Source organism: Pediococcus ethanolidurans (genome assembly GCF_001437405.1).
Classification (GTDB): Bacteria; Bacillota; Bacilli; order Lactobacillales; family Lactobacillaceae; genus Pediococcus; species Pediococcus ethanolidurans.
Genome location: NZ_JQBY01000013.1, coordinates 19,333 through 45,075 on the forward strand (window position 1 = coordinate 19,333; position 25,743 = coordinate 45,075).

25 protein-coding genes are annotated in these 25,743 nt (G+C 38.0%); 6 read left to right on the forward strand and 19 right to left on the reverse strand.

The window, feature by feature from the left end:
- Positions 1-214: 214 nt before the first annotated feature.
- Genes glmM through cdaA form a run of 3 tightly spaced genes read right to left on the reverse strand, consistent with a single transcriptional unit; the run spans position 215 to position 3,331 of the window.
- Positions 215-1,573, reverse strand: a complete 1,359-nt coding sequence (gene glmM / locus IV87_RS06635; RefSeq protein WP_057806694.1) for a phosphoglucosamine mutase — start codon at positions 1,571-1,573, stop codon at positions 215-217.
- 34 nt (positions 1,574-1,607) lie between these two features.
- Positions 1,608-2,483, reverse strand: a complete 876-nt coding sequence (locus IV87_RS06640) for a CdaR family protein (protein WP_057806695.1) — start codon at positions 2,481-2,483, stop codon at positions 1,608-1,610.
- Positions 2,480-3,331 carry a diadenylate cyclase CdaA gene (gene cdaA / locus IV87_RS06645; RefSeq protein WP_057806696.1) on the reverse strand — a complete coding sequence of 284 codons (852 nt, stop codon included), beginning with the start codon at positions 3,329-3,331 and terminating at the stop codon, positions 2,480-2,482. The genes IV87_RS06640 and cdaA overlap by 4 nt, the downstream gene beginning before the upstream one ends.
- Positions 3,332-3,461: 130 nt before the next feature.
- On the opposite strand from cdaA, the gene IV87_RS06650 reads away from it, so the two are divergent.
- Entirely contained in the window at positions 3,462-4,106 is a 645-nt protein-coding gene (locus IV87_RS06650) for a DUF1361 domain-containing protein (RefSeq protein ID WP_057806697.1), read from the forward strand.
- Between the two features lie 262 nt (positions 4,107-4,368).
- Here IV87_RS06650 and murB read toward each other — a convergent pair whose 3' ends face one another.
- Positions 4,369-5,268 carry a UDP-N-acetylmuramate dehydrogenase gene (murB, locus tag IV87_RS06655; RefSeq protein WP_057806698.1) on the reverse strand — a complete coding sequence of 300 codons (900 nt, stop codon included), beginning with the start codon at positions 5,266-5,268 and terminating at the stop codon, positions 4,369-4,371.
- Positions 5,269-5,295: 27 nt separating this feature from the next.
- Complete coding sequence (locus IV87_RS06660) at positions 5,296-6,210, reverse strand: Gfo/Idh/MocA family protein (RefSeq protein ID WP_057806699.1); 915 nt, start codon at positions 6,208-6,210, stop codon at positions 5,296-5,298.
- 168 nt (positions 6,211-6,378) lie between these two features.
- Here IV87_RS06660 and IV87_RS06665 point away from each other — a divergent pair, with 168 nt between their 5' ends.
- The gene (locus tag IV87_RS06665; protein WP_057806700.1) at positions 6,379-6,915 is read left to right on the forward strand and encodes a 3'-5' exonuclease; all 537 of its coding nucleotides are present in this window, start codon (positions 6,379-6,381) and stop codon (positions 6,913-6,915) included.
- Here the strand turns inward: IV87_RS06665 and IV87_RS06670 are convergent.
- Genes IV87_RS06670 through IV87_RS06680 form a run of 3 tightly spaced genes read right to left on the reverse strand, consistent with a single transcriptional unit; the run spans position 6,908 to position 8,610 of the window.
- The gene (locus IV87_RS06670) at positions 6,908-7,417 is read right to left on the reverse strand and encodes a GNAT family N-acetyltransferase (RefSeq protein WP_057806701.1); all 510 of its coding nucleotides are present in this window, start codon (positions 7,415-7,417) and stop codon (positions 6,908-6,910) included. The two genes, IV87_RS06665 and IV87_RS06670, sit on opposite strands and share 8 nt — an antisense overlap.
- Entirely contained in the window at positions 7,414-7,884 is a 471-nt protein-coding gene (gene tsaE / locus IV87_RS06675) for a tRNA (adenosine(37)-N6)-threonylcarbamoyltransferase complex ATPase subunit type 1 TsaE (protein WP_057806702.1), read from the reverse strand. Before tsaE ends, IV87_RS06670 begins: the two co-directional genes overlap by 4 nt.
- 3 nt (positions 7,885-7,887) lie before the next feature.
- Positions 7,888-8,610: a uracil-DNA glycosylase gene (locus IV87_RS06680; RefSeq protein WP_057806703.1), complete on the reverse strand. Its 723-nt coding sequence runs from the start codon at positions 8,608-8,610 to the stop codon at positions 7,888-7,890.
- A gap of 133 nt (positions 8,611-8,743) precedes the next feature.
- Between IV87_RS06680 and IV87_RS06685 the strand changes: the two genes are divergently transcribed.
- The 4 genes from IV87_RS06685 (at position 8,744) to IV87_RS06700 (ending at position 12,366) form a co-directional block, all read left to right on the forward strand.
- A complete protein-coding gene (locus tag IV87_RS06685) occupies positions 8,744-9,616 on the forward strand; it encodes a Cof-type HAD-IIB family hydrolase (RefSeq protein WP_057806704.1) in 873 nt (290 codons plus the stop codon).
- 26 nt (positions 9,617-9,642) lie between these two features.
- Positions 9,643-10,227 carry an LURP-one-related/scramblase family protein gene (locus IV87_RS06690; RefSeq protein ID WP_057806705.1) on the forward strand — a complete coding sequence of 195 codons (585 nt, stop codon included), beginning with the start codon at positions 9,643-9,645 and terminating at the stop codon, positions 10,225-10,227.
- A 13-nt stretch (positions 10,228-10,240) separates the two neighbouring features.
- Positions 10,241-10,807 carry a GNAT family N-acetyltransferase gene (locus IV87_RS06695; protein WP_057806706.1) on the forward strand — a complete coding sequence of 189 codons (567 nt, stop codon included), beginning with the start codon at positions 10,241-10,243 and terminating at the stop codon, positions 10,805-10,807.
- A gap of 131 nt (positions 10,808-10,938) precedes the next feature.
- Complete coding sequence (locus IV87_RS06700) at positions 10,939-12,366, forward strand: APC family permease (protein WP_057806707.1); 1,428 nt, start codon at positions 10,939-10,941, stop codon at positions 12,364-12,366.
- A 112-nt stretch (positions 12,367-12,478) separates the two neighbouring features.
- Here IV87_RS06700 and smpB read toward each other — a convergent pair whose 3' ends face one another.
- The 11 genes from smpB to IV87_RS06755 all read right to left on the reverse strand — a co-directional run bounded on the left by smpB (position 12,479) and on the right by IV87_RS06755 (position 25,561).
- Complete coding sequence (gene smpB / locus IV87_RS06705) at positions 12,479-12,952, reverse strand: SsrA-binding protein SmpB (RefSeq protein ID WP_057806708.1); 474 nt, start codon at positions 12,950-12,952, stop codon at positions 12,479-12,481.
- 11 nt (positions 12,953-12,963) lie between these two features.
- Positions 12,964-15,333 carry a ribonuclease R gene (gene rnr / locus IV87_RS06710; protein WP_057806709.1) on the reverse strand — a complete coding sequence of 790 codons (2,370 nt, stop codon included), beginning with the start codon at positions 15,331-15,333 and terminating at the stop codon, positions 12,964-12,966.
- Positions 15,334-15,405: 72 nt separating this feature from the next.
- Complete coding sequence (gene secG / locus IV87_RS06715; RefSeq protein WP_057806710.1) at positions 15,406-15,642, reverse strand: preprotein translocase subunit SecG; 237 nt, start codon at positions 15,640-15,642, stop codon at positions 15,406-15,408.
- Positions 15,643-15,739: 97 nt separating this feature from the next.
- Positions 15,740-17,296, reverse strand: a complete 1,557-nt coding sequence (locus IV87_RS06720) for a ClC family H(+)/Cl(-) exchange transporter (RefSeq protein WP_057806711.1) — start codon at positions 17,294-17,296, stop codon at positions 15,740-15,742.
- A 162-nt stretch (positions 17,297-17,458) separates the two neighbouring features.
- The gene (glpK, locus tag IV87_RS06725; protein ID WP_057806712.1) at positions 17,459-18,973 is read right to left on the reverse strand and encodes a glycerol kinase GlpK; all 1,515 of its coding nucleotides are present in this window, start codon (positions 18,971-18,973) and stop codon (positions 17,459-17,461) included.
- 25 nt (positions 18,974-18,998) lie between these two features.
- Positions 18,999-19,757, reverse strand: coding sequence for a nucleoside phosphorylase (locus IV87_RS06730; protein ID WP_057806713.1), 759 nt, complete (start codon positions 19,755-19,757; stop codon positions 18,999-19,001).
- A gap of 122 nt (positions 19,758-19,879) precedes the next feature.
- Positions 19,880-21,199: a phosphopyruvate hydratase gene (gene eno, locus IV87_RS06735; RefSeq protein WP_057784285.1), complete on the reverse strand. Its 1,320-nt coding sequence runs from the start codon at positions 21,197-21,199 to the stop codon at positions 19,880-19,882.
- A gap of 71 nt (positions 21,200-21,270) precedes the next feature.
- Positions 21,271-22,026 carry a triose-phosphate isomerase gene (gene tpiA / locus IV87_RS06740; protein WP_057806714.1) on the reverse strand — a complete coding sequence of 252 codons (756 nt, stop codon included), beginning with the start codon at positions 22,024-22,026 and terminating at the stop codon, positions 21,271-21,273.
- An 82-nt stretch (positions 22,027-22,108) separates the two neighbouring features.
- Positions 22,109-23,311, reverse strand: coding sequence for a phosphoglycerate kinase (locus IV87_RS06745; protein WP_057806715.1), 1,203 nt, complete (start codon positions 23,309-23,311; stop codon positions 22,109-22,111).
- Positions 23,312-23,438: 127 nt separating this feature from the next.
- A complete protein-coding gene (gene gap / locus IV87_RS06750; RefSeq protein ID WP_057806716.1) occupies positions 23,439-24,461 on the reverse strand; it encodes a type I glyceraldehyde-3-phosphate dehydrogenase in 1,023 nt (340 codons plus the stop codon).
- A gap of 71 nt (positions 24,462-24,532) precedes the next feature.
- Positions 24,533-25,561: a sugar-binding transcriptional regulator gene (locus IV87_RS06755; RefSeq protein ID WP_057806717.1), complete on the reverse strand. Its 1,029-nt coding sequence runs from the start codon at positions 25,559-25,561 to the stop codon at positions 24,533-24,535.
- Positions 25,562-25,743 lie beyond the last annotated feature (182 nt).

Genomic DNA, 25,743 nt, shown 5'->3' on the forward strand with positions numbered 1-25,743 from the left:
CCTTTACAAATAAGTTATAATTGGTATATATAGATATCAAAAATTGGTACGTTTGAAACATCTACTAATTTATCCCTATTTATAAGGAATGTCAACATATTTTCTTATTTTGGTACTGTTTATTTAAATAATTGGTATAACTAAATAAAACGATAAATAAAATAACCGTTGTGATCAACATTCATTCTGATCGCAACGGTTATTTAAACGGCTCTTAAATACCAACTTCTGTTTTTACAACTTCAACAATTCGATCAACATAAGCGGAAACTTCTTCCTTAGTTGCAGCTTCAGCCATTACCCGTAATAAATCTTCTGTTCCACTAGGACGAACAAGTACGCGTCCCTCACCATTCATTTCAGTTTCAACAGTTTTAATAATTGCTTTAACTTTTTCATTATTTAAAGCTGCTTTTTTGTCTTGTACTTTTACGTTAACTAACTTTTGTGGATAAGTCTTCACTTCTGAAGCTAATTCGGATAATTTCTTACCTGTCTGTTTAACAATGTGCATTAATTGTAAAGCCGTTAACATTCCGTCACCTGTGGTATTAAAATCAAGAAAGACCACATGGCCAGATTGTTCGCCACCCACGTTATACCCATTCTTTAACATTTCTTCAACAACGTAGCGGTCACCAACTTGAGTTTGTACAGAATGCAGATCATTTGCTTCCAATGCTTTATACAAACCAAGATTACTCATAACAGTTGTAACGACCGTATCTTTCTTTAAGCGACCACGTTTGCTAAGATATTTACCACAAATATACATAATTTTGTCGCCATCAACGATGTTGCCCTTTTCGTCAACTGCGATACAACGATCGCCATCCCCGTCAAAGGCCACACCAAGATCAGCACCTTCTTCCACAACAAACTTTTGTAATTGTTCTGGGTGTGTTGAGCCTACATTGGCATTAATATTTAAACCATTTGGCGATGTTGCCATCGTATCAAAATCAGTTTTTAAGTCAGCAAAAATTTGGGACACAAAACCACTAGTTGCGCCATTAGCAGAATCAACACAGATGTGTAGTCCTTCCAAATCATCTGGAATAGTTTGTTCCAAGAATTGAGTATATTTTAATGCTCCTTCTGGATAATCGTTTTCAGTTCCCAAACCTTCTGCAGATGGTCGTGGTAATTCATCTGTTTCTTTATCCAAAAGAACTTCAATTTCACCTTCAAGTTCATCCGAAAGTTTGTAACCATCTGAACCAAAGAATTTAATTCCATTATCCTGAACGGGATTATGTGAAGCCGTGATCATTACACCAGCATCAGCTTCTTGTTTACGAACCAAATAGGCAACTCCGGGAGTTGTGACCACACCCATATTCAAAACTTCAATCCCCACAGACAAAAGTCCAGAGATTAATGCAGATTCTAGTAATTGTCCTGAAATACGAGTATCGCGAGAAACCAGTACCCGTGGTTGTTCATTTTTATTTTCAGCATGTTGTGTTAAAACATAACCACCAGTTCTTCCGAGTTGAAAAGCCATCTCAGGAGTTAAACTTTCGTTTGCGATTCCTCGTACACCATCTGTTCCAAAATATTTTAATGCCATGATTTTCCTCATTCCTATTTTTTAAAAATTTTAATTAACTATTTTTAGAGCTTGAACTACTTGATGAGCTCGAAGATTTTGAACTAGACGAACTTGATGATTTCGTCGAGCTTGATGAACTTGAACTCGTTGTCTTTTGATTATCAGTCTGTGCACTTGTTGATTCATTGCTACTTGAACTACTACTTGACGAAGAAGAACTCGTTGATTTTTGAACCGGAACGGTTACACTAACCGTTTGAGGACTCAAAATAACGTTAACCGTATCGCCCTGATTATCCAGTGCTTGTAATAAGACTTGACTTGTAACATCTTGTTTTGTGTTATTTGGTAAATTAACCTTTGCAACCACTTGTGTAATACGATTAATTTCGGTCACAGAACCTGTTGCCGAAACTGTTTGAGAACGCAAAATGGCTGCTTTGCTTTCATACCCCTTAGCAATTGCATCTTGATTAACTTCCGGTTGAATGGCAAACGTCTTTGTTCGCCGATTAGCAATCGTAACATTGATGCTTTCAGGCTCAAAGCTGTACGAAAGTTCTTTGTTAAGGCCCTCTTCTTTAATACGGACCTTATGTTTACCAAGACCTAATTTACGCAATGAAACATATGCTTTAAAGTTTTGCGTATTGGTAGTTGTCGTCACCAGTGCACTAGGCCCGGTAATTTTAATTTTGACTTTTGACGGGTAGCCACTTACTAAATACTTACTACTGTTTACATCCAATTCAAGTGGTACAGTAAGTGTTTTTGATTTGTTGGCCATTAATGCAGTGTCACTAGAGTTTCCGCCAGTAGACACATTGCCAGAATTCATACGATCTGATTTAACATACGTAAACAGCAGAATAGCTAAAACCAAAGCTAAAATTCGGTAAACCCAACGTTCTTTCCAAAAGCTTTTCATTTCTTTGGACCTCCTTTAAAGAAGGAAGTAACACCCTCCAAGAAGTCTTGAATAATATTATGATTTTCTGGTACTTCATCACTAAGGAATTGATCGCGGAAATAACGTAAGTAATCTTCTTGCGTCATATTACGCAACAATTCATTATCTTTAGTGATGGACACTTCACCAGTTTCTTCAGAAACCACAACCGTGACGGCATCAGTTACCTCACTGATTCCAACCGCTGCACGATGTCTTGTTCCTAGTTCTTTAGGAATCATGGTGCTTTGTGACAAAGGCAGGTAAGCCGCCGCGACGGCTATTTTATTATCTTTAATAATTACTGCCCCATCATGTAATGGTGTATTTGGAATGAAAATATTAATCAACAATTCACCGGTAATATCTGCATCTAGTGCAATTCCAGTTTCAATATAATCTTCCAAACCAGTATCCATTTGAATAGTAATAAGTGCCCCAATTCGGCGTTTGGACATGTATTGAATTGCCTTATCCAAGCCCTCAATCATATGTGTCTCTGCTTCATTTTGTGTCTTGTTTTTGACAAACATTGAGCCACGACCCAAATGCTCCAAGCCACGACGAATTTCGGGTTGAAAAATGACCACCATGGCAATAACGCCCCAGTTGATCACTTGATCCATAATCCACGAAACAGTACTTAACCCAAGCAGAACACTTACCACTTTAATCAGAATAATTACAATTATTCCACGAAAAAGTTGAACGGCTTTTGTCCCCCGCAACAACATGATCAATTCATAAATGACGAACCAAACCACAAGGATGTCGATTAGGTTCATAAAATTATGTAAAGTAATCAGTCGATCCCAAGCAAAATTCATTTATTTTTCCTCCAAACCAATACAAAAATAATTATAGCACAGAGCACCTTAATAAAAACTTCGTAATCCAGTCATTTTATAGCAAAATATTCGTTTGATCTGCTACAATTAAATTAGCGAGGAAAACACTATGACAACAAAGACAAAATGGATCATTCGACTTTGCTATGGCCTGGGATTACTTTACATTGCACTATTTGTGCACCCACCATATCATTTTTTACTTCTTAATACATTTTTAGCCTATATACCAATTGAAATTGCTTTTCATGTTGGTGAAAAACGGCCAAAAAATTCACTAGTTTTTTGGTTGACCATTTTAGTTTGGCTGCTTTTTTATCCAAACGCACCATACTTACTTACAGATCTTTTTCACCTTAGTCTTTTGCATCCCTATGGCAACACTGGATTGATCAGATTGTCCATCTCAATGTGGATTTATTATATCTATATGTTACTGGCAGTTATTCCCAGTGTTATGCTTGGTATGTGGAGTATGACTCAAGTCACGCGATCAATTGTGAAAAGATATCATATCCACCATAAAATTGTCGAAATGGGAATTGTTGGCATCTTCACTACCTTATCCTCAATCGGGATTTTCATTGGCAGATTTTTACGGTTGCACACCATTTACCTGTTAATTAGCCCCGAATGGGTTTTAAAACCCATTTTTAACATGTGGTCGTTACAAATGTTGGCATTCGTTATTTTAATGACGCTCCTTCAAAGTACAATCTATGTTGTCTTACGGGTCATTCGAAATACTAATTAAAAAATATAAATAAAGAGGTCGGAAATTAATTTTTCCCGAGACCTCTTTTAATTTGCTTAAATTTATGGATTAAATGTGTTTAACTGGGAGCTTCCGGCAACGATTCCTAACCTGAATCATTCTTTGCCTTTTTACGTTTATAGCCGAAACGTGTTTAAAAGGGCAGCTTTTTCCGCTTAGCTACGGTGATTAAACGATTCCTAACCCGAATCATTCAACCACCTAGGCTAATGCTCAAAAGCTAAACGCCCTTTTAAACACTCTACTTTTCTCCAATTATCCTAACCTCAGTCTGCAAATGCACACCGAACTTTTCGAAAACCGTCTCCTGCACATGATGGATCACATTCAAATAATCCGTTGCCGTCGCACCACCCACGTTAATAATGAAACCCGCATGTTTTCTTGAAACCTGTGCACCACCAATCTGAAATCCCTGAAGCCCCGACTCGTGAATCAACTTACCCGTAAAATAACCCGTCGGTCGCTTAAACACACTCCCACACGACGGATACTCCAACGGTTGCTTTGAAGCCCTCAATCGATTTAACTCGTCCATCCGAGCCCGAATCTTACCCGCATTTCCGGGTTGCAAATTGAATGTTGCTGACAACACGATATCATCATAATCCTGAATGCTACTGTGACGATAGCCGAAATCTAGCTCGTGGTTTGTCAACGTTCGAATTTCTCCCTGTCGCGTTAAAATCTGTACCTTACTAACCACTTCACTAATTTCGCCACCATATGCACCCGCGTTCATGAAAACAGCACCACCAACACTACCTGGGATTCCGGCCGCAAATTCAACTCCCGTCAAACTAGCTTGATAAGCCACTTCAGTTGTTTCAATCAGCGCTGCACCAGCTTCTGCAGTAACTTGATTTCCAGAAACCTGAATTTCTTTCATTTTAGTCAAAATGACTGTTAAACCACGAATACCGCCATCGCGGACAATCAAATTGCTAGCATTGCCCACCACCGTTAAGGCCATGTCCTGTTGATCAGCCCAGCTTAATAACTGACTAACCTGATCAACAGTTTTAGGAAACGCTAAATAATCAGCAGGTCCGCCAGTTTTGGTATTTGTATATTTCGACAGTGGCTCGTGTTCTAATATTTGAATGTCTGGAAATGTTTCGGTTATCGTTTGCAAAATCATCTGAGTCCTTTCAATTACAATTAATTTCTATTTTAACACTTCAATCTGACGAACGGCATCTCGGCAAATACGGTGACTTTCAATTGCCGATTCTGGTGAAACTGGATTAGACTGTTTACCAGTTATTGCCGCCAAAAACTGACGTATCAGCGGATCAAAACCACGCGTTACTAAAGTTGGTTGCCAATCTGGCGCTACTATTTTTTGCTGTCCCTGCGGCGTATTCAAGGTAAAGGTCTGACAATTTTCAACATTTGCTAAACCATTTTTGGTTTCAATAGCGGCCGTTTCCTCATTTGCACCACCGACTAAATTAATTTCAGCAGTTGCCAAACTATGTTTAGTTTCAAGCGTCACAATTGCTTGATTCAGATTGCCATTAGTTGTAAACAGCTTCAATCTTTGTTCTTCAATGGGTTCATCAAGAAGAAAATTAATCGTATCTACCACATGAATCAGCAAATCATAAATTGCAAATTTAGCTTCTTGCACGCCATTTTCACGTATTTTAGCGCTACGTATGACTTGTTTGTCTGGTAAAGCCTTTAATTTCTGATACAGCGGTACAAAGCGGCGATTGAAACCACAAGTCAAGATTAAATCGTGCTTTTTGGCTAATTCATAAAGTTCTGTCACCTGTTCAAAATTTTCTGAAACAGGTTTATCAACGTATACATTAATATCATGTTCTAATAAACTTTTGATGATTTGATAGTGCGTGAAAGTTGGTGTATGTACAAACACGGCCAACGGCTTTTGAGCAATCAATTCTTCAAGATTCGCTTCACCGTGTGTCACCCCATACTGTTGCATCAATTTAGCTCTTTTATCCGCATTACGCGTACAAAAATGCCATTCAAATTCATCTTGTAATGATGTAATTACTGGTAAATAAGCCTTTTGGGCAATATTACCTAATCCCATAACCCCAATTTTTTTCATATTTCTATCTCCCGTTATTTTTACACTCAGGTTCCTGCATAGTTAATACTATCTTTATCAATTGCTTCAGATTATAATAAAACCACTAGAAATTTTTTACTAAGATTAATTACTTAGCTCAATTTTCTCAAATAACCTCAACTGACTAATTTTGAAAGGATTTTTGTTATGAATTTTGTTGCAATGGATTTTGAAACAGCCTCCGCCAAACGATATAGTGCTTGCTCTTTAGCTCTGACAATTGTGCGCAATAATCAGGTTGCTGATGAATTTTATTCACTCATCAAACCAGATACTGAATTTAACTGGCGCAATGTCCAGATACATGGTATTCATGAAGCAGACGTTGCAGATGCACCAACTTTTCCGCAGATCTGGCAAGTCATTAATCCTCTTTTTCAAACCAACCAATTGATCGTGGCACACAATGCACCTTTTGATAATGGCGTTTTAAAGAGTTGTCTTGAACATTATGACCTTCAACGAACACACTATTTAACTCTAGATACCGTTCGTTCTAGTCGTAAATTTTTCCCGGAATTTGAAAATCATAAATTAGACACCGTTTGTAATCATCTAGGTATTGAACTTAATCATCACCATAATGCCCTCGATGATAGCTTGGCTTGTGCAAATATTCTATTATACGAAGCTAATAATTTTGGTGCCGAACAATTAAAACCATTTGTTCGCATGATTAACTAAATTGCAATTGCATATCTACCGTGGCATAAAAGATTCCATTTTTATCTTGGAATCCTTTTTTATTGGATTGAATTTCTTCAAATCCTAGTTTTTTATAAATATGTCTGGCACCCTGATTTCGTTTCTGAACAGTTAGCATTAATCCAGGTAACCAGCTAAAGCTTTTTCCCCAAGTGATCGTCTCTTCAACCAATGCTGTTCCAAGTCCTTGATTCCAGAAAGATTTCAAAACCGCCACGCCAACTTCTCCTAATTTATGAGTTTCATCTTTCATCACCGTTGCCAGCCCAATTGCTTGATTTTGATATTTTGCCAATAACACCAAGTTTTCGTGGCTTTGCTGAATCAGTTCAAGTTGACATGCTTCAATGTCCACAGTTAATTTTGTCAAATCATCTTCCACGGTAAAGGTTTCCGTTTCCTCATCCAATTGTTTTAAAAGTGTCAAAACTGCACTGGCATCTTCACGAGTGGCTTCTGTAATCGTAACCTCTTCGCTCATTGAATAACCTCTTTTAACTGATCAACCAACTCTTCATAACGCTTGCCTTGTGGTTCAAAAGTTAGAATGCGTTGATTGTCATCCTTTTCATTACGAGCAATCTTTACTTTTAGAAAAGTATCTGGCAAATAATCACGAATAAATTGGGACCATTCAATGACAGAAACACCGCCACCAAAGAAGTACTCATCCCATCCAAGATCATCACCACCACCATCTTCCAGGCGATAGACATCCATATGAAAAAGTGGCATTCGTCCTTCATGGTATTCGTGAATAATTGTAAAAGTTGGACTCTTTACATACCGTTTAATTCCTAAACCTTTAGCCAAACCTTTGGTAAAAGTAGTTTTACCGGCACCTAGATCGCCATCTAATAAAAGCACATCATTGGGATTGAGCATAGGAGCTAATTGCATCCCAATTTTTTCAGTTTGCTGTGCATCATTTGTTTTGATTGTAAACATGAGCTACCTCGTTTGTTGATAATTATGTTTTGCATCGTCCGAAAGTTCCACATGTTCTGGTAATTGCCAATCAATTGGTTTTTCTCCTAAAGCTGTCAAGGCTGCATTCGTTTTTGAAAATGGATGCGAACCAAAAAAACCATGATATGCAGAAAATGGGCTTGGATGAGCAGACTTAATAATAATATTCCGTTTAGTGTCAATTAGTGAAATTTTTGCCTGAGCTGCTTTTCCCCACAGAATGAAAACCACAGGCGTTTCCCGTTCTGAAAGTCTTTGAATGGCAACATCTGTCAGTTGTTCCCAACCTTTGCCTTTGTGTGAGAAGGCTTGACCATTTCGGACAGTCAAAACTGTATTTAACATCAGCACTCCTTGTTTGGCCCACTTTTCTAAATAGCCATGAGAAACTGGTTTAATTCCTAGATCATCTTGCAATTCTTTATAAATATTTTGTAAGGAAGGTGGAATTCGTACGCCAGGCAAAACTGAAAAACTCAATCCGTGCGCCTGATGAGGTTCATGATAAGGATCTTGTCCTAAAATCACAACTTTAACCTGACTAAATGGTGTCCATTCAAATGCTTCAAAAATATGAAACATGTCTGGATGAATCAGTTGCGTACGATATTCTGTTTTTAAAAAATCATGTAAATCTTTATAATAGGCCTTCTCAAATTCGGGTCCTAAAACCTCTTGCCAATCATTATGAATAAACGTTTTCATTTTTACACCTCACCTCCATATTTTAGCATAGCCATAATTGTTTTAATAACATTAAATCCAATGAGTTTTGACTAAAAAAAAACAGGGGTTCATGTTAAACTGAAGATATAAAACCTAGTGAGGACGTGAAAATATGATTTCAATAATTGCTTCTGATATGGATGGAACGTTACTGAATGAAAAAATGGAAGTATCAAGCGAAAACGCTGCTGCCATCAAACAAGCACAAAGTGAAGGCGTCCATTTCATTGTCGCAACCGGACGTCAACGCTCTGAGGCTAAACCTTTAATTGAACAGTTTGGCATTCAAGCACCCATGATTACCTTAAATGGTGCTGCTGTTTATGATGTTGACGGTAAAGCTTTAGATATGGTACCCCTTCATCGCGCTGCAGTTACTCAAATTATGCGTGAACTAAATTTGGCTGACCTCTACTATGAAGTCGTGACAGGTGATGGCGTAGTTTCTAATAGTCGTACTATGCATATTCAAAATCTTGCTCAACTGTTAAGTAATCTTAATCCAGATACGCCTTTCAAACTGGCTGTGTCACTTGCATCAGCACGAGTGGAGTTAATGGATATTTCATACGTTGATAGTTATCAAGAACTAATTGATGATCACAATGTAAGAATTCTAAAGATTATTGCCTTTTCAAATGATGGTCCTAAAAAATTGAAACCCGTTTCTGAAAAAATTAACCAAAAAGTTGAAGTTGCCATAACGTCATCTTCACGAACTAATATTGAAATTAATAATATTCGTGCACAAAAAGGAATTGCTTTACAACATTATGCCGATGAACTAAACATCCCCATGTCACAGGTTATGGCAATTGGTGATAATTTAAATGATGCGTCCATGCTAAAAATTGCGGACACAAGTTATGCCATGGGAAATGCAATTCCAGAAATCAAACAGTTAGCCAATCATCTAACCGTTTCTAACAACGAAAACGGAGTTGGAAAAGCCATTTTGGAACAACTCAAAACCAACCGTCAATAACGGCTTTGTTATGGGGGTAAACACATATGCGCAAGCTTTATGTACGGAACCAGGATGCAACCAATAAGGGAGCTACCGTTGTTCGCGATGACCATAATAATTCGTGCTATTTATTGGTTGGTAAATGGGGAATTCGCCACGATGCTCTATCTGTTTATGATATTCAGGGACATCTCTTAGCTGAAATCAAACAAACTTCAGTGGGCATTTTCCCTAAATTTGATCTGTTCTTTAATGGTAAAAAAATTGGTTCGATTTCTAAGACTTTTGGTGTTTTTCACGAATTCATGTATGTAAATAAATTAAAATGGTTTATTACTGGAAGCTTACGAACCGGTTTACATCATGTCTATAGTGGCCGTAAACGCATTATGACAGTCACACCTGTCATTTTATACGGGGCTGGCTATAATGAACTGTTGATTACTTCTAAGGCTACAGAACCCGTTTGTATTTGTTTAGCTGCCATTCTTGATCATTGGACTCGCAAAGGATCCAAGTCTGATATCAAAAAAGGAGCTGCTCTGCCTGGCTGGCAGCTTTCAAACGGAGAAACTAGTTTTAATAACATGCATAAACACAAAAAAGATAAAAATAAACTTACTGAATAAACGGAGGTTTGCTTTGCAAATTCAAGCAGCACAACTTAAAGATGTTCCACAAATTGTTAAATTAATAAAAGTTATTCTTGAAGAAATGGAACTACCTGCTCTTCATGAATTATCGAATACACAACTTACACAGCTCTTCGAAAAGACTTTTGCTTCTCCAGAATATCAGGGTCAACTTGCTAACTTAATTGTTGCCAAGGATCAAGATGAGGTTTTAGGTGTTATGTTTGGTTACATTGGTCAAAATGAACAGGCACTATTTGATGTATTTAAACGTTACTATTCTGAGTTATCAATTCCCAAAACAACCGTAATCTTTTCAGACGCAGAAGCCGACAAAGACGAATGGTATCTAAACTCACTTTGTGTTTCCGAAGCACACCGAGGTCAAGGTATTGGTACGCAATTACTTAATTACTTACCAACTATCGGTGAACAGGCGCATACACACGAGATTGGACTTCTAGTTGACTTTGAGAATCCACAGGCCGCCAAACTTTATCAACGCGTCGGCTTTAAAAACGAACGTGTTCAAGTCGTTGCTGGTCATCATTACTATCACTTAAAAAAACAAGTTTAACTATTAAAAAATCGAATCCGAACCACCTTAAAAAACTTGGGGCAAAAAATTAATTTTTGCTTCAAGTTTTTGTAGCATTTTGGATTTAATCTATGCTAAAATTAAATGATTTTTGAGATGGGATTTGGAATATGAAAAAAACAAAATACATTAGCTGGCCAGTCTTAGGACTCATGGCCTTCGTCAATGTCATTGGCTTTGACGATATTATTTATAATTTTAAGAACCAGGGCTTGGGTGTCATCACAACATGGATCTTTTTATTTGCCTTATACGTAATTCCCTATGGCTTAATGGTCGGTCAATTAGGTTCAACGTTCAGTCAATCTGGCGGCGGATTGAGTTCATGGGTGCGTGCTACGAGTGGTGACACCCTAGGCTACCTCACTGCTTGGACTTACTGGGCCGCGTCAATACCTTATGTCGTTGATACGGCTAATTCAGTTGTTGTCGCCTTTGGTTGGTTAATCAATGGTAATAATTCCATGGAACAACATATGTCAAACGCTATGTTTGCATTGTTGACCTTCTTAGTTTTTATCATTTTTATTTTTCTACAAAATCATATAAAAAATTCGCTTCAGCTTTTAAACGCGTTGGGTGGTGGTGCCATGTTTATTATGACCATCCTTTTCGTTATCTTGACCGTAGTCAATTTGATGCATGGTGCACACATCGCTTCTGCACCATTGCATGTATCCAACTTTACACCAAAAATTGATTTACATTTCTTCTCAACTTTAGGACTGTTAATTTATGCAACTAGTGGTTCAGAGCTGGTCGCTCCGTATGTAACGAGAATGCGTCATCCCAAACGTGATTTTCCTAAATCAATCATTATGTTAACTGTGATGGCCGGTTTCCTTACAATTTTCGGTTCATTTTCACTTGGTGTTTTCTTCAATGATCATCATTTACCAGCTGATTTGAAAATGAACGGCAGTTATTATGCATTTGATTTTGTTGGTCGTCACATTGGTCTGGGACACTCCATGATGTTTCTATTCTCTATAGCTCAGTTACTCTATATGTTTGCACTATTGGCACTTTTACTAGATGCCATGACCCGCATGTTGATCCTCGATACTGGTAAACGTTTTATGCCGCGTCAACTATTAAAACTAAATCGAAACGGACGACCGATTAATGGCTATCTGCTAACTTCTGGCCTTTCCGCGGCAATTCTTCTAATGGGTGTATTTTTACCCGATATGAATGAAATTTTTAACTGGCTATTGAATTTAAACGGAATCGTTTCGCCTTATGTCACTTGTTGGATCTTTTTTGCCTTTATGCAGGTACGGAAAAATTCACAGAAGTTTCACTCTGACTACGTATTCATCAAAAACGACCGTGTCGCCTATCTGGTAGCTCTGTGGTGTTTTATGATTACCTTTATAGCTGCAACCTTTGGTATTTTGCCACAGGATGTCCCACCAAGCTCCTTTACTTACTGGCAAGAGTTAGTGATGAATATCGTCACACCCGCAATTCTTCTTGCTTTAGGTTTAATCATGCCAACTATCGCTCGCATTCAACGTGAAAAAGCAGAAAAATAATTGTCATTAAAAAAAGCAACTGGGAAAAGTTAATTTTCTCAATTGCTTTTTTGCTTCATTTTGAATTATAAACTCAAAATTCTGTTTTCATTTTAAGCTACCTAAACTATTTTTATCGATAACGTTTAACTGCCTTTGCAATTTCACGCTCCTGATCACGACGTTTAATTGTTTCTCGTTTGTCGTACTCGTGCTTACCTTTTGCAACTCCAATTAAAACTTTCGCAAATCCATGTTTAATATAAACTTTTAAAGGAACAATTGTAATTCCCTTATTCTGAGTTTGTTCAGCCAATTCGGCAATCTGCTTTTTGTGTAAAAGCAGTTTACGATTACGCAAAGGATCATGGTTAAACTGATTTCCTTCTGTATACTCACTAATGTGAATATTCATTAAAATTGCCTCACCATTACGAATTTGAACATAACCATCTTTAAGATTAATTCGGCTAGCTCGAACTGATTTAATTTCAGTTCCAGTTAACACCATCCCGGCCTCATACGTTTGCGAAATTAAATAATCGTGGCGTGCTTTTTTGTTTTGCGCTAAGGCCGAATTTTGAGTTTTCTTTTTAGCCTTTGCCATTTACATCACTCCTACTTTTTACGATCGTAAGTTTTTGAAGTTGACGTAGCCTTGTGAGAATTAGTTGAATGAAATTTCTTAGCAGAATTATTTCGATAAGTACTGGTTGATTTTTTATGGAAATTTTTATTACGACTTCCCTGTCGATTACCTGATTTGAAATTTCCACTGTTTCTAAATTGACGTGGTGGTAACTGAATTTCACTTGTTGGTGTTTTTTCTGGATGCAACAACGCAAAATCAACTTCGCTTTGATCTTTGTCCACTCGAATTAGTTTAACTTCAAGTTCCTGACCAATTTGATAAGTACGGTGCGTATTGCGACCAACCAAAGCCAATTGATTTTCCACATATTCATAATAGTCATCTTTCATCTGACTAATATGAACAAGTCCTTCAACCGTATTGTCCAATTCCACAAATAATCCAAATTTCATAACAGAACTAACAACCGCTTTGAATTCTTCACCGATATGGTCGCCCATATACTCGGCTTTCTTCATACCATCTACATCACGTTCAGTGTCAATTCCGCGTCGTTCTAATTTGGAAGTATGTTCAGCAACTTCTGGAATTCGATCCACATATTGCGCCTTGGATTCTTCACCAATGCCATCTTGTGCGTAATGACGAATCAATCGATGAACAAACATATCTGGATAACGACGAATTGGTGAGGTGAAATGTGTATAATACTGAGCAGCCAACCCAAAATGACCAAGAGAATCTTCCGAATATTTTGCCTGTTTCATACTTCGTAACATCATCACCGAAATCATTGTTTCTTCTTTACTACCGGCAACCTGTTTCAAAACACTCTGCAACATCTTAGGTTTAATATTTTTAGAACTACCCTTCACAGAATAACCAAAGTTGGTTAAGAATTCAAAGAAACTCAACATACGTTCACTATCGGGTGTTTCATGCACACGGTATAAGAAAGGCACTTTTAGTTCAGAATAGTGTTGCGCAACCGTTTCATTGGCTGCCAACATAAAGGATTCAATCATTCGTTCTGAAGTTCCTCGTACACGTACCTTAATATCAATTGGGTGACCAGTTTCGTCAACAATGATTTCTGCTTCGTTATCATCAAACTCGATAGCACCACGTCGCTTACGACGTTTCAACAAAATCTTGTGCAATTCAGCCATTGTTTCAAACATTGGTACTAAATCAGCGTAACGCGCCCGTGTATTTTCATCATGAGCTTCAAGAATCTTATTGACATCAGAATACGTCATTCGTGCATCAGATTTGATTACACTTGGATAAATCTTATGTTGAACAACTTTACCCTCTTCATCCATTTCCATTTCACAAGTCATCGTTAACCGTTCTACGTTGGGATTCAATGAACAAATTCCATTGGATAACTTTCTAGGTAACATTGGTACAACACGATCCGTCAAGTAAACACTGGTACTTCGGCGATAAGCTTCGTGATCTAATGGTGAACCTTCTTTAACATAGTGACTGACATCAGCAATATTAACACTCAAATGATAATGTCCGTTTGCCATCTTATACACGCCAACTGCATCATCAAAATCTTTCGAGTCATCCCCATCAATTGTGACCACCGTTTCAGAAGTTAAGTCTTTACGGCCAGCTTTTTCAGCGTCCGTCACTGTCTCAGGAATTGATTTAATTTCTTCTTTAACATCATCAGGAAATTCATAAGGTACTTCATGTTGGTAAATCACCTGAAGAATGTCAACACCAGGATCATCTTTAAAACCAATTGTTTCGACTGCCAGTCCAGCCATTAATTTAGGATGCTTTAAGTTAGGATACTGCGTAACTTCAGCAGTAATCACCGCACCGTTTTGAGGCTTGATTCCAGAAGCTAACACATCAAAATGATAAGATGCTAATTTCTTATCTTTTAATTCAATTTCGCCAATAACACCATTTTCAGGATCAGCTGCGGCCTGGAAAACACCCACTGCCTGAGTAAAATGACGATCAGTTACTTTAGTTACGACTCCTTCTGGCCCTTTGTCATCACCTGGCTTTGCTGCTCGTGTAATTCGAACGTCAACTTCATCTTGATTGAGCGCAAATGCTGTATGGTCTTCACTGATATAAATATCAGGAACCTCAGGGTCAACTGCAACGAATCCAAAACCACGATCGTTAGCATGAAAAACACCATGTACTAATTGTTGATTAGACTGGATTGGTAATGTAAATTTACCTTGTTCCGTAATATGCACTCGATTTGAACGTTCCATAATTGCCAGCTCTTTTACCAAAATATTAAAAACGCTGGCTCCTTCTAAATTTAATTGTTGAAAAATTTCTTCAGCAGTAAAACTATCTTTTGGATGTTGATTTAAAAAGCTGCTTACTGAAGCTTGTAGTTTATTTGTTTCCATACTTTACCTCAAATTTTATATTGTTTTAAACCTTAATTAAAAGCCTCCTGCAAAACACAGGAGGCTTAATCGTTAGTGTGATGAAACGTAGACCATTGCGATCGCAACCGCAAAGAACACAATTCCGAGAACTAACGTGACTTTTTGCATAAACGCTTCGAATCCACGTGGCTTTGATTGGGCAAAAAGGTCATCCGCACCACCCGTAAGAGATGATAACGCATTATCAGTTTTTGCTGGTTGCATCATAACCGAAATGATAATCAAAACGGAAACAATCAATAATATTGTCATTAATAAATTATACAAGTAGCGACCTCCTACCTAAACTTGTAGTATATCCTCTATATTTTATCATAGTTTAGCTTTTTTTCCAGTCTTATGGCTAATTTTCCATAATTCAAGCCTACTTTGTTTGAACCGGAAGACGATCTAATAAATGCAAAAGATTTCCCCGATTACGATGACCAGTTGTGACTACCAAAGTATCACCTGCAATTAACAATGTATCACCATGAGGAATAATTTCGCGTTCACCACGGCGGATCGCAATTAATAAACTATTCTGTGGCCATTGAAAATCACGAACTTGATGACCAACCATGTAAGAACCTACAAACAGTGGGAATTCTACCCGATCCAATTTTCCACCTGCATGTGGCATCGTTGGTTGCACTATTTTATGTAGTAATGATTCATAAATTGGTGCACCGCCCAATATATCAACTACGATATACGCAGTAATTGAAACCACCGCTAACGGCATTAAATGATGAAGCGTTCCTACCATCTCTGTAATTAAAAGAATCGCAGTAAAAGGAGCCTTTCCGATTCCAGCGAAATATCCAGCCATAGCAATAATAATAAAATTGACTAAATAAGCTGATGGCATTAATCCTAACTGAATCATCGTTTTCCCATAAATTGCACCCAAAATGGCACCCAATGATAGAATCGGTAAGAAAATTCCTCCTGGTAAACCAGATCCATATGAAATCATAGAAAATATAAATCTTAAAGCAAAAATACCAATCAATACAATCAATGTTGGTGAATGCGCAGCAATTGCTAAAATGATGTTATTTCCACCACCCATTAATTGAGGAATGAAAAGGCCAATGGGAATAATCAAAATAAAAGGTACGATGCCAAATAACCAATTTGGTAACCTTGTTAAGTAAGTGTACCAATCATTCATTTTCAATAAAATTCGTTGGTAAAAGAATCCCATTCCGCCAAGAAAAATCCCCAGTAATAACAGATGCGGATACATGGTAAGTGGCAAAGTCCGAGCATAAACAATATGTAAAACAGGAGTCAATCCAAAAAAGACTGTAGAAACAAAGTTTGAAACAATTGCACTAGCTAATGCTGTTGTCCATATTAATGGTGAAAAATTGTGATAAACTTCTTCAAGCACAAATAATGTACTTGCAATGGGCGCATTAAAGGCAGCAGACAATCCTGCTGCTGCCCCACTGGCAATAAGAACTCGCCGTTTCAATTCCGTTTGATGAGTTGCTTGTGCATAACCTTGTGCAACCGTTGCGCCTAATTGAATTGAGGGCCCTTCACGACCTAAGAACAATCCAGAACCAATTGACAGGATGCCGCCAACAAATTTTCGCCATAGTACTGGCCACCAAGCATACTCCAAGTTTCCAGATAATTGTCCTTCTACTTGAGGAATTCCGGATCCTTTTATTTCAGGATACTGCCGACCCATGTAACCAACCACAATAGCGACAAGAAGCATTAGCAGTAACCAAACCGGAATTAATGCAGGAGTCATCAAAAGGTACTTATAAACCACTAACATTAATTTCAATCCATTCACAATACTTAAACGAAAAATACTGACCACTAATCCAGCAATGGCACCTGTAAGGCATCCCTGTAAAATATAAGTTAAACGTGTTCGATCAGGACTTTGTTTTTTAGTCGGTTGTGCTTGCCACTGCATATTTTTTCACTTCTCATTTTATAATTTTTAGAACATTACTATTTAGTTTAGCACGAAACTAAATCGCTCGGTAATTTTCTAAAATTAAAGAACAGCTAACCATTTCAATATTAGGTCAGTAAAAACACAGACAAACTAGGGCTCAACAGAATATGGTAAACACTACTTCTTTCGATAAGGCTGATGTCTAAATAATTGAGCCGCTTTAACTGCATCTTGCCAACCTGAATATAGATTCTGACGCTCTTCTTCATTCATATCCGGTAAAAATACTTGTCCAGTTTGATAAACTTTTTTAATATCTTCAATGTCCTTCCAAAAACCAACCCCTAGTCCAGCTAGGAAGGCTGCACCCAAAGCAGTGGTTTCAAGGTCTGCCGCGCGATCAATTTCGATTCCCAAAATATCTGCTTGAAACTGCATTAAATAATTATTACGGGAAGCACCACCATCAACCTTGAGCATTGGAATCTTAATACCCGCATCATGTTTCATTGTATCCACAACATCTCGCGTTTGATATGCCAATGCCTGTAACGTCGCTTTTATAAAGTCGTTTTTAGTCGTCCCTCTAGTAATACCAAAAACAGCCCCACGAGTAACAGAGTCCCAATATGGTGCTCCTAGGCCAGTAAATGCAGGTACAACATAAATTTCGTTGCGATCAGTAGATGCATTAGCAGCCTGTTCGGAATCACCAGAATTTTTAAGTAATTGCATTCCGTCTCGCAACCATTGAATGGCTGATCCAGCCACAAAGATACTTCCTTCAAGGGCATAGTAGATCTGATTGTTAATTCCATAAGCAATTGTAGTAAGTAAGTTATGATCGGATAACTGTGGTTTTTTACCAGTATTCATCACAACAAACGCACCAGTTCCATAAGTATTTTTTATCATTCCGGGTTCAAACGCCATTTGGCCAAACAACGCAGCTTGTTGGTCACCGGCCATACCAGAAATTGGGACGCTGCTCCCATAGAAATGATAGTCTTTAGTTTGCCCATAGATCTCTGAATTAGACTTTACAGTTGGTAATAGAGCGCGAGGAATATTTAACAGCTTTAGAATATCGGTATCCCATTTTAAGTCATGAATATTAAATAACATTGTTCGACTAGCATTAGAGTAATCTGTCACATGCACATCCCCACCAGTTAATTTCCAAACTAGCCAGGTATCAATGGTGCCAAACAATAACTCCCCATTTTCAGCTCGTTGTTGAGCATTAGGAACGTGATCCAAAATCCACCTAATCTTGGTTGCTGAAAAATACGCATCCACAATTAAACCAGTTTTTTGATGAATTTCCTGTTGATAGCCAGCCAATATTAATTCATTTGCAATATCTGCTGTTTGGCGCGATTGCCATACAATTGCATTATAAATTGGTAAACCGGTTTTTTTATCCCATATAACCGTTGTTTCCCGTTGATTAGTAATGCCAATGCCACTAATTTGAGAAGGTCGAATTCGTGATTTAATTAAAGCATCCGCAATCGTCGATAAGACTGCTTCCCAAATTTCATTGGCATCATGCTCCACCCACCCTGGATTTTGGAAAATTTGTTTAATCTCTCGTTGTGCATCCACCACCTTTTGACCATGATGATCAAAAATGATTGCTCGTGTACTTGTTGTCCCCTCATCAATTGACAGTATGTATTTTTCGGTCATGATATAACTCCATTTTTCTGTAATTTTAAAATGATTTCACTAAGTTTGCAGCTAAAATCAACGCCTTTTCGTGTGCTGCTGCTCCCCAGTCACGTTCATGATAGTTTTTAACGTTTGCTAAAGAATCGGCCGTAAAGAAAACTTGCCCAAAAACAACGTGTCGAAATTGTGCACATGCTGCCAAAGCTGCACATTCCATTTCGACAACTTCGCATCCTTGTAGCTTTCGTTTTTGAATTAATTTAGGAGTTTCACGAAAAAAACCATCAGTTGTCCAAGTTTTAACTTCATGAAAGCGTAAATGTTGACTAATTAAACTTTTTTCAATTTTCTCGATCGTCTGCTGATTCAATTTAATCACATCACTCTTAGGCACGTAATGAAAAGAGGTTCCTTCATCACGCAATGCGATCGTTGGTACTAAAAATTCATTTTCTGGGATATCCGTTAACACACCGCAACTACCAACACTTATAATTTGCTTCACACCAAAATAAATTAAAAAATCCAAAAATTGAGTTGCGGCAGGTGCTCCCAGTGGCGCCTGTGCAACAGTAACCAATTCATCTTGAAAATCACATTCATAGACTGGAAAAGATTTCGTAATCGTTTCAAAAATTCCAATTTGTTTACCATTATAGTCTTGCACAAATTGTACAATCTCAGTTTCATTTAAAAAAGGAAAAATTGCCTTATTGTGAAAGTGAAACGGACCGTCATGACTTGGCATCAATACAGCTTCCTGCTGGTCATCAAAATCAAAAAGCGCTAAATTGTCTGACATATCAAACACCTACTTTGAAGAGTTTGTTTCTATTCTACACTTTTTTACTTTTAACAAACACAAAAAAAGAGCTCTTCGAAAAAATCCGAAAAGCTCCTTCTAAAACACATTTTTAAATGAAATTACTTATTTGTAATTGCATTACGTGCTTGTTCACTTAAGTTGTAGAATGCATGGATACCCTTGTATTGAGCAACTTCACCCAATTGATCTTCAATACGCATCAATTGGTTGTACTTAGCAATACGTTCCGTACGGCTCATTGAACCAGTCTTAATTTGACCAGCATTCAAAGCAACAACTAAGTCAGCAATTGTAGTATCTTCTGTTTCACCAGAACGATGTGAAACGATTGCTGTATAGCCAGCTTCTTTAGCCATTTCGATAGCATTAACAGTTTCTGTCAATGTACCAATTTGGTTCAACTTGATTAAGATGGCATTACCAACACCCATCTTAATTCCCTTAGCAAGGTAGTCAGTGTTTGTAACGAACAAGTCATCACCAACAATCTGAACTTTCTTACCAAGTTTTTCAGTAGCCATTTGCCAATCTTCCCATTCGTTTTCATCCAAAGGATCTTCGATAGAAACAACTGGGTACTTGTCAACAATACTATCAAGTAAGTCAACAAATTCTGATGCAGTATATGACTTGCCGTCACCCTTTAAGTCATATTTCTTTGTCTCAGTGTTGTAGAATTCTGATGCAGCACAATCAAAGGCAATTGCAATATCCTTACCTGGTTTGTAGCCAGCACGCTTGATAGCTTCAACAAGAATTTCAAATGGTTCCTCGTTGTTCTTCAAGTCAGGAGCAAATCCACCTTCATCACCAACAGCTGTAGAGTATCCTTGTTCGTTTAACAAGTTCTTTAAGTTGTGGAATGTTTCTGATGACCAACGAATTGCTTCTGTAATTGTTGGTGCGCCAACAGGCATGATCATGAATTCTTGGAAGTCAACATCGTTATTAGCATGTTTTCCACCGTTGATAACGTTCAACATTGGTGTTGGTAAAACATGTGCGTTGAATCCGCCTAAGTAGTTGTACAAAGGAATTTGGAGTTCATCAGCAGCAGCACGTGCAGCAGCTAAAGAAACACCAAGGATTGCATTAGCACCTAATTTAGCTTTGTTTGGTGTACCATCAAGCTTAATCATAGCTTGGTCAATTGCTAATTGGTCAGTTACTTCATAACCAACAATTTCCTTAGCAATTAACTTATTAACATTTTCAACAGCTTTGGTTACGCCTTGGCCCATGAACTTGCTCTTGTCGCCATCACGAAGTTCAACAGCTTCATGTTCACCAGTTGAAGCACCAGAAGGAACGATTCCACGGCCAAAGCCGCCATCTTCTGTATATAATTCAACTTCAACAGTTGGGTTACCACGTGAATCTAAAACCTGACGTGCATAAATATCAGTAATAAGTGACATATTGTAATTTCTCCTCACTAAATTTAGTAAATTCTGTTACAAATCAATTGTATTACAAAACTGCTCTAAAATTAAGCGTTAAACTTAACTAATTCTAAGAATGATTCTGGAACAAGACTTGCACCACCGACTAAGCCACCATCGATGTCATCTTTACCCATTAATTCTTTAACATTAGCAGGCTTTACACTACCACCGTATTGAATACGAACTTTGTCCGCTGTTGTCTGGTCATACAACTTAGCAACAGTTTCACGAAGAACATGACAAACTTCTTGAGCTTGATCACTTGAAGCAGTCTTGCCAGTTCCAATTGCCCAGATTGGTTCATATGCAATTACAAGTGAAGCAACTTGTTCTGCAGATAAGCCTTTAAGTGCATTGGTGATTTGGCCAGAAACCCAGTCATTGGTTTGACCAGCTTCACGTTGTTCAAGAGTTTCACCACAGCAAATAATTGGTAACATATTGTTAGCAAAAATTGCTTTAGCCTTTTTGTTAATATCTTCATCAGTTTCTTTGAAATATTGACGACGTTCTGAATGACCAATAATGACGTAATCAACACCCATTTCAGAAAGAACTTTAGGTGAAGTTTCACCAGTAAAAGCACCTTCGTCTTCAAAGTAACAGTTTTCTGCAGCAACTTTTAATTCAGAGCCCTTTGCAGCATCTAATAAGGCTTGTAAGTCAACAGCAGGTGCACCGATAACAGATTCAACTTTGCTACTTGCAGGTAAGTCAGCCTTAACTGCATTTACAAACTCAGTTGTTTCCTTAGGGTTCTTATTCATTTTCCAATTTCCAGCAATAATTGGTGTACGCACAATAATACTTCCTTTCATTAATAACAGATTTCAGTTATGTAACAGCAAAGAGCCTGAAATGTTTTTCAAGCTCACTGTTAACTTATTTGTCTGAAATAGCTGCAATTCCTGGTAAAGTTTTACCTTCAAGGTACTCAAGTGAAGCACCACCACCAGTAGAAATATGAGTCAACTTATCGCCAACGCCAAGTTGTTTAACAGCAGCAGTTGAATCACCACCACCAACAATTGTAGTTGCATCTGATAATGTGCCTAAGAACTTACCAACTTCAAGAGTTCCTTTAGCATAGTTACTCATTTCGAATACACCCATTGGGCCATTCCAAACAACAGTTTTAGCATCTTTCAAAACATCTTCAAATGCTTTGATTGATTTGGGTCCGATATCAAGTGCCATGTAGCCATCAGGAATATCTCCCTCAACAACTTTGCTTGGCACATCGTTATCAAATTTTTCAGCAACAACATTGTCAGTAGGAAGCACGATCTTGTCGCCAGCTTTAGCTAAAATTTGTTTTGCTAAATCAATCTTGTCTTTTTCAACAAGTGAGTTACCAATTTTAAGGCCTTTAGCTGCATAGAAAGTATATGTCATACCACCACCGATAATAACTTTGTCAGCTTTATCAAGTAAGTGATCAATGACACCGATCTTATCAGAAACCTTAGCACCACCCAGAATAGCAACAAATGGATGCTTTGGATTATCAACAGCATTACCTAAGAACTTGATTTCCTTTTCCATTAAGAAACCAGCAGCAACTGGCTTGTTAGCAGCTTTCATAGCTGTTGCAATACCAACGTTTGAGGCATGCTCACGATGAGCTGTACCAAATGCATCATTGACGAATTCATCGCCAAGTGAAGCCCAGTATTGACCCAATTCAGCATTATTGCCGCTTTCTTTCTTACCATCAAGATCTTCAAAACGAGTGTTTTCGAATAACAAAACATCGCCGTCTTTCATATCAGCAATGGCATCCTCTAATTGTTTGCCACGTGTTGCTGGTACAAATGTTACAGGTTTGCCCAAAAGATCTGACAAACGTTGTGCAACTGGACGCATGGTTAAGGCTTTCTTGTCATCCTCAGTCTTAACACGGCCAAGATGTGAGAATAAGATTGCTTTACCATCATGTTCAATAATATATTTAATGGTTGGTAATGCAGCCACGATACGGTTATCATCACCGATGACACCATCTTTTACAGGGACGTTAAAATCAACACGCATTAAAACTTTTTTGTCTTTAACGTCTAAATCTGAAACTGTTAATTTAGCCAAAGTTTATTCCTCCTGTTTAAGAAATTTCATGTATTTTTAAATTAAAAAAGGCGGAGGAAGTTTGCCTCCCTCCGCCTTAAACCGTTAGACGGTTTTGAAATCTGCAAACTTAAAGATTAATTAAATCCTAGAGAGTAGCAAACTTCAATAAAGTACGTACCATTTGGCAAGTGAAGCCGTATTCGTTGTCGTACCAAGCAACAGTCTTAACTAATTGTTTGTCTCCAGCGGTTGTAACTTCAGTTTGTGTTGGGTCAAAGATTGAACCGAAAGTAGTTCCGATAACGTCACTAGATACGATTTCATCTTCGTTGTAACCAAATGATTCGTTGTTTTCAGTATGTTTCTTAATTGCAGCATTAACTTCGTCAGCTGTAACGTTCTTACCTAAGATAGATACTAATTCAGTCAATGAACCATCAACAACACCAACACGTTGTGCATGTCCTTGTAATTTACCATTCAATTCTGGGATTACAAGACCAATAGCCTTTGCAGCACCAGTTGAATGAGGAATTGTGTTAACACCGGCAGCACGAGCAGCACGTAAGTTTCCACCACGAACTGGGCCATCAAGTAACATTTGTGTACTTGTGTAAGCATGGATTGTTGTCATTGTACCTACTTCAATACCAAATTCTTGGTTTAAGAAGTAAGCCATAGGTGCTAAACAGTTTGTTGTACATGAACCAGCAGAAACAATCTTGTCATCTGCAGTCAAAACGTCATCATTAACGTTGTAAACAACAGTCTTAAGGTCGTTACCAGCAGGAGCAGAAATCAGAACACGTTTTGCGCCAGCATCCAAATGAGCTTGTGATTTTGCCTTTGATGTATAGAAACCTGTACATTCAAGAACAAAGTCAACACCGTCAGCTTTAACCCATGGAATATCTTGTGCTTTAGGTTCTGCGTAAACACGGTATTTCTTGCCATCAACGATGATGGAGTCTTCTGTTGCGCTAACCTCACCAGGGAAAGTACCATGTGTTGAGTCATACTTCAATAAGTGTGCCAACATTGCTGGACTTGTCAAATCATTGATAGCCACAACTTCGATATCATTTGACTTTGCGCCTAATTCATAAATACGACGGAAAGCTAAACGACCGATACGTCCAAAACCATTAATACCAATCTTTACAGTCATACTAAGATTTCCTCCTTTAGGAATCCAAAAAATAATTTTTTATTTTAAAAAGTGATATTTGTAAACAAACATTACTTTTTTAAAATCAAGTTTGCGGCACCTTCGTCAGTAATTAAATAAGTCTGATGAGGTGCTAAATTCATGTATGAGCGAATTGCTTGGGCCTTTGTATGACCACCTGCAATCGCAAAAACATGATCGATAGATTGAATACGCTCTAATTGTAAACCAATTCGAGGTACTCGGTAGACGATTTCGCCTTGCTGATTATAAAAGCATCCAAATGCTTCTCCGACCGCTTTTTTTTGTTCAAGAAGTTGAAGAATGTTAGGATCAACTTCTCTTCTTTCGGCCATTTCATCAGCTCGTCCAATGCCGTGAATCACAACATTGCTTTGTTCAATTAGTTGAAGAACTAGTTGAACACTTGGCTCCTCTAATAACGGTTGATAACTTTTCTCACTTAGCTTTTCTGGTACGTACATGGATTGGCTTTCGCCATGCGTGCGTTGTGCCATAATTGAGCAAACTGTATTAGCTTGCATTGCTAATGATTGTCCCATACCGCCACGTCCAGGAACAAACGTAAGCCGCCGTTTGGTGGATAATTCTGGTGAGAACTCCTTGGCAACTTGTGCCATGGTGTTACCACCCATAACCACTATTACATTATTACCCTCTGGCAAGATTTTTGCAAGTGTATCGTTTAGAATTCCTCCCAAACTAGCAAATACCCGATCTTGCGCATCGCAATCACCAGAAACGATAAAACAACGATCGATATTAAGCAATCGTGCCAAGTCTCTTTCAGACTGCTGTAAGCCAAGCATGTCATTAACCATATCACCTAAGCCATCCAAAACTGAACGGCCTTCCTTAGTTAATGTCATTCCTGCCGGTGAGGATTGAATCAAGTCCAGTTGCCTAAGCATATCCGTGTGAGTTCTTAACCCTCGCTCGCTCATATCAAGATGAACTGCCAATCCTCGTCTACCAATGGGAGCCATTAAAGCGATCGTCCGTAGAACCGAAAAACGCTTTAAAAACACATCTACCATATCTGGTGCGATGGCTTCCAGCCATTTCAACTCATTTTGCATGATCTTTGCTCCCAATTGGGACGTCTAGCGTCCATACGTGTCAACTGACGACCCAACAGATTCAAAATAAATGGCATACAGACCTGAACTTCTTCAGTTGTATACCCCTTTACTTACATATTGAATTATATCAGGAGCCACCTTGTATTGCAACTCAAACCCTTAGATTATCTATTGCTAAT

What these genes read in the sequence shown, in the direction of transcription:
- glmM (WP_057806694.1), bottom strand. Translation starts at nt 1,573, where the DNA reads ATGGCATTAAAATATTTTGGAACAGATGGTGTACGAGGAATCGCAAAC.
- IV87_RS06640 (WP_057806695.1), bottom strand. Translation starts at nt 2,483, where the DNA reads ATGAAAAGCTTTTGGAAAGAACGTTGGGTTTACCGAATTTTAGCTTTG.
- cdaA (WP_057806696.1), bottom strand. Translation starts at nt 3,331, where the DNA reads ATGAATTTTGCTTGGGATCGACTGATTACTTTACATAATTTTATGAAC.
- IV87_RS06650 (WP_057806697.1), top strand. Translation starts at nt 3,462, where the DNA reads ATGACAACAAAGACAAAATGGATCATTCGACTTTGCTATGGCCTGGGA.
- murB (WP_057806698.1), bottom strand. Translation starts at nt 5,268, where the DNA reads ATGATTTTGCAAACGATAACCGAAACATTTCCAGACATTCAAATATTA.
- IV87_RS06660 (WP_057806699.1), bottom strand. Translation starts at nt 6,210, where the DNA reads ATGAAAAAAATTGGGGTTATGGGATTAGGTAATATTGCCCAAAAGGCT.
- IV87_RS06665 (WP_057806700.1), top strand. Translation starts at nt 6,379, where the DNA reads ATGAATTTTGTTGCAATGGATTTTGAAACAGCCTCCGCCAAACGATAT.
- IV87_RS06670 (WP_057806701.1), bottom strand. Translation starts at nt 7,417, where the DNA reads ATGAGCGAAGAGGTTACGATTACAGAAGCCACTCGTGAAGATGCCAGT.
- tsaE (WP_057806702.1), bottom strand. Translation starts at nt 7,884, where the DNA reads ATGTTTACAATCAAAACAAATGATGCACAGCAAACTGAAAAAATTGGG.
- IV87_RS06680 (WP_057806703.1), bottom strand. Translation starts at nt 8,610, where the DNA reads ATGAAAACGTTTATTCATAATGATTGGCAAGAGGTTTTAGGACCCGAA.
- IV87_RS06685 (WP_057806704.1), top strand. Translation starts at nt 8,744, where the DNA reads ATGATTTCAATAATTGCTTCTGATATGGATGGAACGTTACTGAATGAA.
- IV87_RS06690 (WP_057806705.1), top strand. Translation starts at nt 9,643, where the DNA reads ATGCGCAAGCTTTATGTACGGAACCAGGATGCAACCAATAAGGGAGCT.
- IV87_RS06700 (WP_057806707.1), top strand. Translation starts at nt 10,939, where the DNA reads ATGAAAAAAACAAAATACATTAGCTGGCCAGTCTTAGGACTCATGGCC.
- smpB (WP_057806708.1), bottom strand. Translation starts at nt 12,952, where the DNA reads ATGGCAAAGGCTAAAAAGAAAACTCAAAATTCGGCCTTAGCGCAAAAC.
- rnr (WP_057806709.1), bottom strand. Translation starts at nt 15,333, where the DNA reads ATGGAAACAAATAAACTACAAGCTTCAGTAAGCAGCTTTTTAAATCAA.
- IV87_RS06720 (WP_057806711.1), bottom strand. Translation starts at nt 17,296, where the DNA reads ATGCAGTGGCAAGCACAACCGACTAAAAAACAAAGTCCTGATCGAACA.
- glpK (WP_057806712.1), bottom strand. Translation starts at nt 18,973, where the DNA reads ATGACCGAAAAATACATACTGTCAATTGATGAGGGGACAACAAGTACA.
- IV87_RS06730 (WP_057806713.1), bottom strand. Translation starts at nt 19,757, where the DNA reads ATGTCAGACAATTTAGCGCTTTTTGATTTTGATGACCAGCAGGAAGCT.
- eno (WP_057784285.1), bottom strand. Translation starts at nt 21,199, where the DNA reads ATGTCACTTATTACTGATATTTATGCACGTCAGGTTTTAGATTCACGT.
- gap (WP_057806716.1), bottom strand. Translation starts at nt 24,461, where the DNA reads ATGACTGTAAAGATTGGTATTAATGGTTTTGGACGTATCGGTCGTTTA.
- IV87_RS06755 (WP_057806717.1), bottom strand. Translation starts at nt 25,561, where the DNA reads ATGCAAAATGAGTTGAAATGGCTGGAAGCCATCGCACCAGATATGGTA.